Below are 14,205 nucleotides of genomic sequence, written 5' to 3'. Positions count from 1 at the left end.
CACTTCATAATTCATAATTCATAATTCATAATTACCCCTCCCCACTTCCTTGATGACTGATAACTGTTTGCTGGTCACTGATAACTGCTTACTGATAACTGATTACTGGTCACTGCTTACTGGTCACTGATAACTGATAACTGATATTGTGATATGTAATTAGCTTAATTCGCTTACCTTTTTAGTTCACGCGTACACCCTCTTCAATTGATCGCTATGACTTTTCCCACTACGTCACCTCAAGTCTCGGAAATAGAGAATAATCGTGCTTGGCATAATTTAACTGGGGAACAAACCCTCGAAATCCTGAGAACCAATGGGGAAACCGGCTTAATTGAGGACGAAATTGTTAAAAGAAAAGATATTTTCGGTTTAAATGAACTAAAAGAAACGGGGGGACGTAGCCCGTTAATGATTTTATGGGAACAGTTTACTAACATTATGTTAGTGATGCTGATTGCCGTGGCGGTGGTTTCGGCAGTTTTGGACTTAAAAAAAGGGGAATTTCCCAAAGATGCGATCGCTATTTTTACAATTGTTATTTTAAACGGTATTTTAGGATATTTACAGGAAAGTCGGGCAGAAAAGGCTTTAGCCGCCCTTAAGCAGTTATCCTCGCCGAAAGTCCGGGTTATTCGTAATGGTAGCACCTTTGAAGTGGCGGCCAAGGAACTTGTCCCCGGGGATATCATGTTGCTGGAAGCGGGGGTACAAATTGCCGCCGATGGCAGATTATTAGAAGCACAAAACCTGCAAATCCGGGAAGCTGCCTTAACGGGGGAAGCGGAATCGGTGAATAAACAAGCACAGAAGGTTTTACCGGAGGATGCCTCTTTAGGCGATCGCATTAACCTCGTCTATCAGGGTACAGAAGTAGTACAGGGGCGGGGGAAAGTGGCGATTACCAAGACGGGAATGGATACGGAAATCGGTAAAATTGCCGCCATGTTGCAAGGAGTAGAAAGTGAACCAACTCCCCTACAGCAGCGAATGTCGCAGTTAGGTAACGTTTTAGTGAGTAGTTCCCTAGCTTTAGTGGCTCTAGTCGTGCTTGGGGGCGTAATTCGCTTTGGTTGGCAGTTTTTTGAATCATTCCTCGAAACTTCCCTCAGTATGGCTGTGGCCGTTGTTCCCGAAGGTTTACCGGCAGTGGTAACGGTGACATTGGCAATTGGAACCCAAAGAATGGTGAGAAGACAAGCTTTAATCCGTAAATTGCCGGCAGTGGAAACTTTAGGCTCTGTAACGACGATTTGCTCCGATAAAACCGGAACTTTAACTCAAAATAAAATGGTGGTGCAGAAAGTTAATACTTCCGAGCAGACAATTACTGTCACGGGGGAAGGTTACGCGCCTATCGGTGAGTTTAATGGTGTTAGTGAAAGTGATCCCGAACTACAGGCAATTTTAACGGCTTGTGTGCTGTGTAATGATGCACTTTTGCAAAATAAAGCGCAAGAATGGTTAATTTTAGGCGATCCCACCGAAGGAGCTTTACTGACGTTAGCGGGTAAAGGAGGACTATATCGGGAAGCATTAGCACCCAAAAGCCCTCGTTTAGGCGAATTTCCCTTTTCTTCCGAAAGAAAGAGAATGTCAGTAATCTGTGAGAATGCCCAGTTAGGTTTGGGGGATTCTGCCTATTTAATGTTTACCAAAGGCTCACCAGAATTAATTCTCGAACGTTGTTCTCTGATCCAAGTTGGGGCGGAAAGTCAACCCTTAACAGCTGAACAAAGAAGCCGTATTTTGGCACAAAATGACGAAATGGCGGGTAATGGCCTACGAGTCTTAGGTTTTTCCTATAAACCGATGACAGAAGTGCCAGAAGCGGAAAGAGAAGATAGTGAGGAACAATCCCTGGTTTGGTTGGGATTGGTGGGAATGCTCGATGCACCCCGCAAAGAAGTTAAAGAAGCGGTTGCCCTCTGTCGTCAAGCGGGAATTCGTCCGATTATGATTACTGGAGATCACCAATTAACCGCCAAGGCGATCGCATTTGAATTAGGAATTGCCGCTCCCGGGGAGCGAGTAATCACCGGTAAAGAATTAGAAAAAATGTCTCAGAATGATCTAGAGAGAGAGGTAGATGGTGTGAGCGTCTATGCTCGTGTTTCTCCCGAACATAAGCTGAGAATCGTCCAAGCTTTGCAAAAACGGGGCAAATTCGTCGCCATGACGGGGGACGGGGTGAACGATGCTCCGGCACTAAAACAAGCGGATATCGGCATCGCCATGGGCATTACCGGAACTGATGTCAGCAAAGAAGCCAGCGATATGATTTTGCTGGATGATAATTTTGCCACCATCGTCGCTGCCACTGAAGAAGGGCGCGTGGTTTACAGTAACATTCGGCGCTTTATTAAATACATTCTCGGCAGTAATATTGGCGAGGTTTTAACGATTGCAGCGGCTCCTCTGCTCGGTTTAGGCGGTGTACCCCTTTCTCCCTTGCAAATCCTCTGGATGAACCTTGTCACCGACGGTTTACCGGCTCTGGCTCTGGCAATGGAACCCGCCGAACCTAATGTGATGAAACGTCCACCTTTTAGCCCCCGGGAAAGCATTTTCGCTCGCGGTTTGGGTTGGTATATGATTCGCATCGGTGTGGTGTTTGCGATTCTGACCATTATTATGATGGCTTGGGCTTACCAATATACTCAGGCAACCCCCGAAATCGGAGATCCTGGACGCTGGAAAACCATGGTATTTACTACCCTCTGTTTAGCACAAATGGGTCATGCTTTAGCGGTGCGTTCCCATACCCAGTTAGCTGTGCAAATGAATCCCTTCTCTAATCCTTACATTATTGCCGCCGTGGGCTTGACAACGATCCTACAATTGTTGTTAATTTATGCTCCTCCTCTACAAAGCTTCTTCGGCACTCAATGGATTAGTGGCACAGAATTATTAATCTGTTTTGGATTTAGTGCCTTAATGTTTGTTTGGATCGAGTTGGAGAAGTTATTTATTCGCTGGTTCATGACGAAAAAATAAATCAATGCCAACACCAATTATTCTGACTTTAACGGTTTTAGTCGTTGCTTTAGTCGCTTTCGTGGCGGAATGGCTACCGGTAGATTTAACCGCTTTATGCGTGGCGATTGTCCTGATTCTTTTGGGTTTAGTTACTCCCGAAGAAGGTATCGCCGGATTTAGTAGTTCTGCTACGGTGACGGTGATGGCGATGTTTGTGCTTAGTGCCGGAATTACTCGCACGGGAGTGATTCAAGTAATTCGCGATCGCTTGCTGGCTTGGGGGGGAAAAAGTCCCCACCAACAGGTATTTGTCCTAGGGGCATTAGTGGGGCCGATTAGTGCTTTTATTAATAACACGGCAGTGGTGGCAATCTTTTTACCTATCGTTGAAGATTGGTGTAAAAAACAAAAAATTTCCCCTTCTAAGTTATTAATTCCCCTTTCCTACGCCACGGTTTTAGCGGGGATGATTACCGTGGTGGGGACTTCTACTAACATTCTCGCTAGTGGTATTTCTGCCAAGCTGGGTTATGGGGAATTTAGTTTATTTCAATTCACTGCTTTAGGATTAGTCACTTTTTTAGCAGGTTTGATTTATTTAACAATTTTTGCTCCGAAATTATTACCTGATCGCAAATCTTCCACCGGGGAATTTTTAGACGATGATTACGGTTCTAAAGTATATCTGAGTGAGGTAATTATTACCCCTCGTTCTAATCTTATTGGTCAAACTTTATCCCAAAGTGGACTACAAAGAAAGTTTAATTTTGATGTGTTGGAATTAATCAGAAATAAGGTACATTTATCCCAACCTTTAGCTGATAAAGTTCTCAATGCTGGCGATATTTTAATCGTTCATAGTAGTCGGGAAGAACTATTAAAAATTAAAGATGAACGAGGCTTAGAAATCTTTGCCGATGTCAAATTTCAGAAAGGAGATATTGAATCGACAATTACTACAGGTGAGGAAAAATTAGCCGAGGTTTTGATTCTCTCTAATTCCCGTTTAATTGGGACAACTTTAAAAGATTTGAAATTCCGTCAGCGTTATAACGCAACAGTTCTAGCGATTAGACGTGGTTCGGAATTACTACAAGGAAGATTGGGGAAAATTCCTTTAAAGTTTGGCGATTTGCTCTTAGTTCAGGGACCAAAACAGAGTTTTATTGGTTTACAAACCACGCGAGAATTATTAGTCTTAGAAGAAAAAGATATCGAATCCCTGCGAAAGGATAAGGGGATTATTGCTTTAATGATTACTTTGTTGGTGATTATTATTGCCGCTTTTGATATTCAACCAATTCTCGTCACCAGTTTAGTTGGGGTGGTTTTAATGGTAATTACTGGCTGTCTAAAACCCGGGGAAGTCTATGGTTCCATTCGTTGGGATATTATCTTTTTATTAGCGGGTTTAATTCCCCTGGGTACTGCCATGGATAACTCAGGAACGACTAAATGGTTAGCAGATAATTTAGTGGCTATCGGCGGCCATCTTTCGGGGTTTTGGATCTTAGTTTTCTTCTATCTAATTACCTCAGTTTTGACTGAAATCCTCTCTAATAACGCCGCCGTGGTGTTAATGATTCCCGTCGCCGTGGAAGTGGCGAAAACTTTGGGTTTAAATCCTTTGGCTTTTATGTATGCTGTCACCTTTGCTGCTTCTAATAGTTATCTAACACCGATTGGCTATCAAACTAACACCATGGTTTATGCCCCCGGGGGCTATAAATTCCTCGATTTTACCCGTTTGGGTGCGCCCCTAAATTTAATTTTGACGATTTTAACCCCAGTTTTAATCGTGGTGTTTTATGGCTTGAAATAAAGAAAGAGATCGAAGAATCTTCGATCTCTAAAAAGAATTTGATCAGTAGTCAAAACTATTTCGATTCGGCGAAGCGTTTACGCAGGGATTCGGCGCGCTTTTTCGCTACGGTATTATTAGGATCAAATTTGAGAGTTTCTTCGTAGGTTTCGAGAGCTTTTTTAGCCATTTGTTTCTTTTCGTAAACATTGCCAAGATTATTGAGAGCGATCGAGTATTCAGGATAAAGTTTAATTGCTTCTTTGTAGTTACGAATCGCTAATTCTAATTGTTCTTGGGCAAAATAGGAAAAACCGATCGCATTGTAGATTAGGGCTTGATTTTCTGGTTCGATGCTTTCTTCCCCAGAGATTTTTAAAGCCTTTTGTAGTAAACTCAATGCTTGAACATAGAGTTTTTTATCGAGATAAAGACTCCCTAATTCATAGTAATCTTTAGCTGTACCTTTTTCTTTTTGCAATTTCTTTTGTAGCTTGTTAAAGGTTCCTTCCACTCGACGGGTTTTAAAAATTTGCACGATGACAAAAATTCCTAAACCGATCACGAAAATTAGCAATCCAGAAACGTAAATAAGCGGCAGGGTATCTTCCATAATTAGCGATCGAGCAATTAATATTTTTATACTTATTCCCCCAAATTATAGCAGGATTTAGTCAGTGATCAGTGATCAGTTATCAGATGTGAGTTTTCAGTTCACTGTTCACTGTTCACAGCAAAAAACTCCCTTCTCCCCACCCCCCCACTCCCCACTCCCCACTTCATAATTCATAATTCATAATTCCCACTCCCTGCTCCCCACTTCATAATTCATAATTCATAATTCATAATTCCTACTCCCATCACCCTATCCCCCCATTTCTCCAATTCTCTGGGGGAGTCCCCAATAGTTCACCCGTTCTACTAACCAGCCGGAGGATTCTAGCCGCTCGATCGCTTGATTGACGCGTTCTCGGAGACTTTGGTACTGTAAACCTTTAGGGAGAACGACTCCTAAAGCGATCGCCCCCAACTGGATCGGTAATTGACGATAATTGGGGAATTGCCGCACCCAACCGGTTAAAAGGCTATTATCAGCCGCAAAAGCGTCTATTTCCCCCGTTTCCAGTAAATTAAAAGCTTCTTGATAGGAAGCAACCCCGCGCAGGGTAGCGTTAGGCAAATTGGAACGCACAAGGGCGATTGTCGTCGAGCCGTTGAGTACGGCGATTCTAGAGTTAGCTAGGTCTTCTAAACGCTGAAATTGCGGGTTTTTTGTCACAAAACCGCTGCTATCGAGGTAATAAAAGGGGCTAAAATCCACTAAGCGCTGACGTGCGGGAGTAATCGCCACACGAGCGATCGCCAAATCCACCCGATCATCAATAACCACCTGTAAACGTTCTTGATTACTAACGGGTTTGAGAATAATAGCACTGTCAGAACCGAGAATTTCTGCCGCTAGACGTTTAGCGATGTCGATTTCCAATCCTTGCAGATTGCCCTGAGAATCAAGGAAAGCGAGGGGAGGGAGATTATTTTTGACAGCGACAATTAATTTTCCCCGGCGTATAATTGTATCGAGATCGGCGCTAAAACTTGGGGCTACACCTAAGAGCAAAAAACCAAGAATAAATAACAAATTTTTCATACTGTTTTACCTAGACTAACTCGATTTCTACCTTGATTTTTAGCGGCGAACATAGCACGATCCGCCCGCTCGATCACCTCTTCCAGATTATTATCTTGAGTGCTAAATGTTGCCACACCAATACTAGCAGTAACTCGCACTTTTTGTCGATCAATTTCAATATTTAACTTATTAATTACTTGACAAATGCGCCGGGCTAAGGTTTCGGCATCCTCAAGATTAGTTTCTGGGAGAATAGCGACAAATTCCTCGCCCCCAAAGCGCCCAAAACTATCCACTTGACGCAGACAGTTTTTAATTGCCCCAGCCACAGTAATTAAAGTTTTGTCTCCTAGGAGATGACCAAAGGTATCGTTAATATGTTTAAAATAGTCCATATCGATGACTAACAGTGAAAAATAACGATGATAACGACGACATCGTTGAAATTCTTTCTCGCCCAAGGAGAGAATCTCTCGACGATTATTGACCCCGGTTAGGCTATCAGTTCTGACTAGCTTTTCTAGTTGAGAGTTGATATTTTTAAGTTCTTCTTGAGTTTTTTTCATTTCTAAATGAATTTTAACTCTGGCTAACAGTTCCCAACTATGAAAGGGTTTGTTTATATAGTCCACAGCCCCAGAATTAAAAGCATTGATAATATCTTCTTTTTTGTTACTATCTGTTACAAAAATAATCGGGATATGAGCGTATAAATTATCACTTTTTAGCCTTTTACAAACTTCTATACCCCCTATTTCTGGCATCATTAAGTCAAGAAGAATTAGGTCAGGATTAGCAGTTTTTACTCGTTCTATTGCCTGTTGAAAACTACTAGCAAAAATGGTGGCATAACCAGCAGAATTAAGAATCTCCAGAGCCAATTGGAGATTTTGACTGACATCATCAACCAATAAAACTAGACAGTCTTCAGGACGAAATTTAATCATCACCAGTAGGTATAATTAATCAAGTTAAGAACAAAATAGAGATACAATTATTAGTGATACAGCATTTCTCATAAAGATGAAGTATGATGGGATCGGGAATCACCCCCAAAGGTCAAGCTGTCCCTAGTTTATAGAAGTCCGCTTTTTTCGACTAGAATAAAAAAAGCCAGCCAGAATAGCCACAATTAAGAAAATTTCTCCTCTTAGACTTGACGTGAAAGAGTCCCTCAACCCTACTTCTTTGGATCTCAAAACCATTTTTCCCTTTAAACTCGACGACTTCCAGCAATCGGCGATCGCCGCTCTCGCCGCCGGTAAATCAGTGGTTGTCTGCGCTCCCACGGGTTCCGGCAAAACTTTAATCGGAGAATACGCTATCTATCGCGCCCTAGAAAGGGGCAAACGGGTTTTCTACACCACTCCCCTGAAAGCTCTTTCTAACCAAAAATTCCGGGATTTTCAAGAAAAATTCGGTCGTACCCCCACCGATGGCGATGAGGATTCCCCGCTGCTGTTTGCGGAAGTGGGATTGATTACCGGCGATGTGGTGATCAATCCCTCAGCGTTAATTGTAGTCATGACTACAGAAATTTTTCGCAATATGCTGTACCAAACTCCGATCGGTGAGGTAGGCACTTCCCTAGAAAACGTGGAAACCCTAGTTCTCGATGAATGTCACTATATCAGCGATCGAGGTCGCGGCACCGTTTGGGAAGAATCAATTATCTACTGTCCCCCTAGTATCCAATTAGTTGCCCTCTCCGCCACCATTGGCAACCCGGGGGAACTCACCGACTGGATTAACTGGGTGCGGCAACTGCCCCAACCCAGCGACAATAAACAGACCTCCAGCTGCGAGCTAATTAACTCCGATTTTCGCCCCGTCCCCCTGCGCTTTTATTTCGCCAATAAAGAGGGATTATTCCCGCTGCTCGACCCAAAACAGAGCAAAGTTAACCCGAAACTACGCTCAAAAGTCGGCCACGGCAAACCCCGACGCTTAAAACGAGAAGATTGTCCCACCATCGCCTCCATTGTCACCACGCTGCGGGACAAGGATATGCTCCCGGCCATTTACGTCATTTTCAGTCGGAAAGGTTGCGATCAGGCGATTCGAGAGCTAAAAAACCTCAATCTCGTTAATCCAGAAGAAGCTAGAGCCATTTACTACCGGTTACTCATTTTCTTTCTGGAAGATAATCCCAATCTGCAAGAACTCGCCCTTTCCTTCTTTGCCGTCGAAAATCCGCCCCTACACCAAAAATTACTGGCTTTTTTCGCTAATAACCCCCAGTCTGACGAGCAACTCCTCAGCCTCTTAACCGCCGACCCCGAGACGAAAAATCAACTGTTTGAATTCCTGGCCAGTGCTTCCCAATTGGTGCGCGCCGACCAAGTGGAACCCCTCACCCGGGGCTGTGGTGTTCACCATGCTGGGATTTTACCCCTCTGGAAAGAATTAGTCGAACAACTCTTTGAAGCCGGTTTAATTAAGGTGGTTTTTGCCACCGCTACCCTCTCGGCCGGGATTAATATGCCCGCCCGCACCACCGTCATCTCGGCCCTCTCCAAGCGCACCGATGATGGTCATAGTATGCTGACTCCCTCGGAATTTGTCCAGATTGCCGGCCGGGCCGGTCGCCGGGGAATGGACGCGGTGGGCCATGTGGTGACAGTACAAACGCCCTTTGAAGGGGCAAAAGAAGCGGCTTTTCTGGCCACCGCCCAACCGGAACCCCTGCAAAGCTGTTTTGCGCCCAGTTACGGCATGGTCTTAAATCTCCTGCAAAAACACAGTCTAGAGGAGGCCAAAGACCTCTTAGAGCGCAGTTTCGCCGAATATCTCGCTCGTTTGAAGTTAAGCCCCGAACGACAACAGATTACCGCCTTAACCACCGAATTGGCTAAGTTGGATATGGAATTAGCCGGTATCGAACGGGAGCAGGTCTTTAGTTACGAAAAGCTACGGGAAAGACTGCGGGAAGAAGAAAGACTGTATAAAATCCTCGCTAGTCAGTCAGAGGCACAGAAAAGACAGGAAATACATCTAAAATTGCCGAATATTCCCGTCGGAACCATCCTCCATCTCAAGGGCAAACATATTAAGGTTCCCGTCCCCGTCCCCGCTATCTTCGTCAATACCCTGCACGGAGCCGGTCAAGTGCGAACCCTTGTTTGTTTAGGTAGTGATAATCGCTGGTATTTAGCCGCCTATGCCGATATTAGCGAGATCGATCGAGGTTTTCTCACTCCCGCGGAATTAGGCGAACTGATACCCCCTTCCCTAGAAGCTGTTTCCCTAGGGGGGTGGCGCAAGGGTGAGGAAAATACTCAGGCGATCGCCGATTTAATCCCCCAACAAGTGCAGGGCATCCCACCGGTGGTGGAACTGGAAACGCAAGCACAAAGAATTGAAATTGTCAATAGTCAAATTGCCGCTCATCCCCTGCAAAAACGCAAAAATCCGGGGCGATTGATGAAATTATACTACGATCGAGAGCTTGCTCGCGATAAGTTACACAAGACCCAGATTAAATACCAAAAACAACAATCGCGTAAATCCTACTACTGGGAAGAATTTCTGAATCTAATCGAGATTTTGCGAGAATTCCAAGCATTAGAGGTTTATTTGCCCACTCCCCTCGGAGAAGCGGCGGCCACTATTCGCGGGGAAAATGAACTCTGGTTAGGATTAGCGATGATGTCCGGAGATTTGGACAGATTGACTCCTAGCCAACTAGCCGCCGCCATCAGCGCCATGATTACGGAACCCCCTCGCCCCGATACTTGGTGCAATTACCCGCCTGTGCCAGAAGTTATCGATATTTTGCGGCAAGGAGAAGGAAATTCCCCCGGTCTGCGAGAAGTTCGCCGTTTACTCTATCAAGCTCAATCTCGCTACGATATCACTATTCCCGTCTGGTTAGAAACCCAACTGATGGGGATTGCCTCCCGTTGGGCCCAGGGGACATCCTGGCCGGAATTGTGCGAAAATACTAGCCTCGATGAGGGAGATCTAGTGCGATTATTGCGGCGCACCGTCGATGTTCTCTGGCAAATTCCCCAAATTCCCCGGGTTTCCCAAGTCCTTAAAGATAATGCCCGTCTCGCCGTCACAGCCATGAAGCGCTTTCCTTTATAAATTGACCGCTCTTTTAAACAATGGGAGATGGTAAGGAAAGTAACTGTTGGTGGATCTGCTCGATTAGGGCTAAAATTTGCTGATAATTGTGGTGCAATCCCTGTTGATAGAGGTGATTTGCTCCTTGATTTAAATCCGCTAAAGCTGATTGATAATAACCCAATTGATGCCGCAGTAATCCCCTTCTAATATAAGCATCGGCATAAAAAGGATCGATGGCAATCGCCCGATTTAAATCGGTGATCGAGCGTTCGTATTCACCTAATTGGTGAGCGGTACAAGCTAGATTATAGTAGGCTGAGGCGTTATTTTTATTTAACTGGAGAGCTTGATTAAAATCTGCCTTGGCTGAGGTAAAATTGTGGAGGGCTAAATGAGATAAACCTCGATCATTATAAATAGTGGCTAAAGTGTCGGGTTGCTGGTTAGTAATTTGACGCAAGGATTGATTAAAATCGGCTAGGGCAAGGGGATAATTTTTCATGGCCGCCTGAACTAAACCCCGATTATAGTAGGCTTGATAATAGGTGGGTTTTAGTCGGATAGTCTGGTTATAATCGGTCAGCGCCTGTGGATAATCTCCCAAACGATAAAAAGCTAAACCCCGATGGAAATAGGCTAGATAATTATCGGATTGCTGTTGTAAAGAGCGAGTGCAATCTTGCCAAGCGTGGAGATAATCCTGCAAATAAATCTCAGTTAAACAGCGATTACTGTAGGCTAGGGCCAAGTTATTTTCCTGTTCGACCGACTGATTGAAATCCTGCAAAGCTTGCTGATAATTACCTGCCTCTAGTTGTTCAATTCCCGATCGCACCCAGTAGGATAAATGTACTGGTTGAGCCGCTTTTCCCTGCCGAGGCCATCCCCCCAGCACAAGCGAGCAGAGCAGTGCAACCATAACCAATCCACCGAGGCGAGGAAGAAAATTTTTCAAAACCGTTGACATAGGAGTATCTTTGTGCATATACTCCCAATTCTGAGGAAACTTTCTCGATCGATCAACAGACAGCCTGTCAAATGCAGGAGACTCCGAGACAGGAGACTCCGAGACGGTCGGCAGGGGATTATTTTTATTTATTCTCCCCACTTCATAATTCATAATTCATAATTCATAATTCCTACACTCTGGGCTGCGATAAACTAATAAAAGAAAGATTGTCACCGAGCAATTATGATGGCGTTACTCGCTAACGCAGTTGACACCCGATAAATGATACAGGAGTTATCTATGGAAACTATTTTTATCCCCCACCTCCTCAAATCTCCTGATCGACAAAGAGTGATCATCATCGATAATTTTATCCCCGGTCTAGAAACCTTGACACCGGTGCGGGGGACCTTGCTGGTTAGACATGGGGGGAATTTTTTGGAAGTATCGGTGAAAGCAGAAACCATCGTCACCTTAACCTGCGATCGCTGTTTACAACAATATAATCATCGTCTGCAATTAAACACTTCCGAATTAATCTGGCTAGACAAAAATAAAGACTACGATAGCTCCTATCCTCTAGAGCGAGAAATAGCCTACGAAGACCTCTCGGAAACCCTCGATCCTAACGGGGATTTTGACCCGCAAATGTGGTTATACGAGCAGTTGTGTCTAACTTTGCCCCCCCGTCAACTCTGCGGAGCCAATTGTCAACCACCCGATTTTTTTCTTCCGGAAAATACTGCCATCGATGGTCGTTGGGCCTCCCTAGAATCCTTGAAAAGTCAGTTATCTCAATCGCAAAATTGAGCCTTGATGCTGATTTTTTTCGGGTTTCGAGCCACAAGAAAAGCGATCGAAACCCGATTTTTTACCGGCCCCAAATCTTTTTCAGGACAGTTTCGGGAGTAATATCGGCGACTTTTCCCGTATTAGCCTCAATATATCGATGTAGCTCTCCCCCGCTCGGTAAAACTCTCTTAGACAACGAAGGAACCAGCAGAGATAGGGTATAGGTTCCCACGGCCACGGCTAACTGTAAAGGGACACTTTCGGTAGCTAACAATAAATTAGCCCCGGCGATCATAGCCGCCATTTTACCGATATCGCCCGTTCTCGACACTTTTAAGTTATTATCCATGGCCTTGAGGGCTAAAACCCAAGCTTCATCCAATTCTCCCTGGATCGCGACAATTGGTAAATCCGGTTGTTGATGGCGAATACCTTGGATAATTTCTAGCCAACTCTCTAGGGGATAAAGCGTTTCCAGTCCTTGGCTGATGCTGAGATCGCTACCGCCGGCGTAGAGGAGAATATAGCCGCTATCCTTGATATTGAGGCGTTGCTGCTCCATTTCGGCCCAATCGATATCATCGCGATTCAAGGTTAGTTTTAAAGGTGGACAGGGTGCGGCAATCTTTAACCCTTTGACCAGTGCCTGATAATGATCCGCTAGATAGCCTTCCGTTGGCCGGGGTACTTGTTGCGATAAGAACCAGCTGCCATTATTTTCGTAGCCTATACGGTTAGGAACACCATTTAACCAGAGTAAAAGATTGATAGCAGGACGATTGGTGAGACTAATGGCGATTTCGTACTCCCGGTCCCGAATTACTCCCAAAATATTTAAATAATCCGCTAATCCGTACTGATCTCGATAGTCAAATAAAAGCACTTCCTTAACCTGGGGACAGAGACGATAGGCAGCTTTTGCCCTAGGTTCGACCAAAACATCAATGCTGCTTTGGGGGTAAGTTTGCTGGAGGGTTTCTAGAGTGGGAAAAAACAGCAGTTGATTGCTAATTCCTCCCGGTACAAGGGTTAATATTCGCATTTTATCTGGATATACCTGAATCGGTCAGCTTAATTTTAGCAGTGTCCCTCGTTATTCACTAAATCCGGGCAGCGATGTTTTTTCTCAACAGAATGCGATCGCAGATTCTCTTAAGTATTACCGGAAGGATTAGAGCCGTACATAGCATTTAAAACCAAAGCGGGGTCAACGTATTGATTGCCGTACATCAGTCCCCAGTGCAGGTGTGGTCCGGTGGTGCGTCCGGTCATTCCCACTCTAGCCATGCGGGCCCCTGCTGGTATATCCTGACCGAGAGTAAGGACGATTCCTCCTGACCTGTCAATTAAAAAAGTACCACGGCTGTCGGATTGAACCGAACCCATGAGATGACAATAAATATGCGTCCATTGACCCGATTGCATCTTAATCATGGTGCCACAGCCTGTATTATCCGATAATTCGACGATTCTGCCGGTCCACCAATTGCGAATATAACTGCCCAAGGGTGCGGCCAGATCTAACCCGGCATGAAATTGTTGACTACCATCCATGGGAGAGAAACGATAACCGAAACCGGAGGTATAGGTTTGAAAGTTTTCCACGGGAAAGGAGGCCCCGGCCCAAGCATTTTGAGCCATGAGGGTGGGATTAGCTTTAACGGGGTGTAAACGGTCAAATCCTAGAGAAATTAACGTGACAAGACAGCTAATCGCTAAAAAACGCAGTAATTTAACAGGCAGATACTTTAGCATGAGACTTACTCCAGACACCACAATTAAATATAGTTAGTAAAAGTATAGTCAAATATAGACAGACTGAATTCCATTTCAGAAATTCCCTTCACTTTTACTTCGAGAGATTGATTCTCCTTGGGTGAACTACGCACCTCTCTATCCCATAGCGGTTAAACACATTTGGGAATGCTTTTCGTAAAATATTGTAGGAACCCATGACATCAGATTGAACCAGAATCCCCTTAT

Annotated in this window: 10 protein-coding genes; 4 read left to right on the top strand and 6 right to left on the bottom strand. The window is 44.6% G+C overall.

Features of this window, described 5'->3' with window-relative positions:
• Positions 1-216 precede the first annotated feature (216 nt).
• Together IM450_RS02135 and IM450_RS02130 are read left to right on the top strand one after the other, a co-directional pair.
• Entirely contained in the window at positions 217-2,997 is a 2,781-nt protein-coding gene (locus tag IM450_RS02135) for a cation-translocating P-type ATPase (RefSeq protein WP_287668615.1), read from the top strand.
• A gap of 4 nt (positions 2,998-3,001) precedes the next feature.
• On the top strand, positions 3,002-4,801 hold the full coding sequence (locus IM450_RS02130; protein WP_287668612.1) for an SLC13 family permease: 1,800 nt from the start codon (positions 3,002-3,004) through the stop codon (positions 4,799-4,801).
• Between the two features lie 55 nt (positions 4,802-4,856).
• Here the strand turns inward: IM450_RS02130 and IM450_RS02125 are convergent, their stop codons facing one another.
• The 3 genes from IM450_RS02125 to IM450_RS02115 all read right to left on the bottom strand — a co-directional run bounded on the left by IM450_RS02125 (position 4,857) and on the right by IM450_RS02115 (position 7,357).
• A complete protein-coding gene (locus IM450_RS02125) occupies positions 4,857-5,393 on the bottom strand; it encodes a tetratricopeptide repeat protein (RefSeq protein WP_002801858.1) in 537 nt (178 codons plus the stop codon).
• Positions 5,394-5,645: 252 nt separating this feature from the next.
• Entirely contained in the window at positions 5,646-6,428 is a 783-nt protein-coding gene (locus IM450_RS02120) for a transporter substrate-binding domain-containing protein (protein ID WP_287720577.1), read from the bottom strand.
• Positions 6,425-7,357, bottom strand: a complete 933-nt coding sequence (locus IM450_RS02115; protein WP_287668605.1) for a GGDEF domain-containing response regulator — start codon at positions 7,355-7,357, stop codon at positions 6,425-6,427. Before IM450_RS02115 ends, IM450_RS02120 begins: the two co-directional genes overlap by 4 nt.
• A 214-nt stretch (positions 7,358-7,571) precedes the next feature.
• Here IM450_RS02115 and IM450_RS02110 point away from each other — a divergent pair, with 214 nt between their 5' ends.
• Positions 7,572-10,499 (top strand): DEAD/DEAH box helicase, encoded by a 2,928-nt coding sequence (locus IM450_RS02110; protein WP_287668602.1) that lies wholly within the window; start codon positions 7,572-7,574, stop codon positions 10,497-10,499.
• Positions 10,500-10,512: 13 nt separating this feature from the next.
• On the opposite strand, the gene IM450_RS02105 is transcribed toward IM450_RS02110, so the two are convergent.
• On the bottom strand, positions 10,513-11,466 hold the full coding sequence (locus IM450_RS02105; RefSeq protein ID WP_287668686.1) for a tetratricopeptide repeat protein: 954 nt from the start codon (positions 11,464-11,466) through the stop codon (positions 10,513-10,515).
• A 264-nt stretch (positions 11,467-11,730) separates the two neighbouring features.
• Here IM450_RS02105 and IM450_RS02100 point away from each other — a divergent pair, with 264 nt between their 5' ends.
• Positions 11,731-12,240: a YceD family protein gene (locus IM450_RS02100; protein WP_002801863.1), complete on the top strand. Its 510-nt coding sequence runs from the start codon at positions 11,731-11,733 to the stop codon at positions 12,238-12,240.
• A 61-nt stretch (positions 12,241-12,301) separates the two neighbouring features.
• Here IM450_RS02100 and IM450_RS02095 read toward each other — a convergent pair whose 3' ends face one another.
• Both IM450_RS02095 and IM450_RS02090 read right to left on the bottom strand, forming a co-directional pair.
• Positions 12,302-13,264 carry a glycosyltransferase family 9 protein gene (locus IM450_RS02095; RefSeq protein WP_287668598.1) on the bottom strand — a complete coding sequence of 321 codons (963 nt, stop codon included), beginning with the start codon at positions 13,262-13,264 and terminating at the stop codon, positions 12,302-12,304.
• Between the two features lie 110 nt (positions 13,265-13,374).
• On the bottom strand, positions 13,375-13,977 hold the full coding sequence (locus IM450_RS02090) for a M23 family metallopeptidase (RefSeq protein ID WP_002801865.1): 603 nt from the start codon (positions 13,975-13,977) through the stop codon (positions 13,375-13,377).
• Between the last annotated feature and the right edge of the window lie 228 nt (positions 13,978-14,205).

Origin of the sequence: Microcystis sp. M083S1 (genome assembly GCF_020246405.1) — a bacterium.
GTDB lineage: Bacteria > Cyanobacteriota > Cyanobacteriia > Cyanobacteriales > Microcystaceae > Microcystis > Microcystis aeruginosa_C.
Note: the sequence above shows the minus strand (reverse complement) of the source record. Positions and strands in the feature narration are given on the sequence as shown.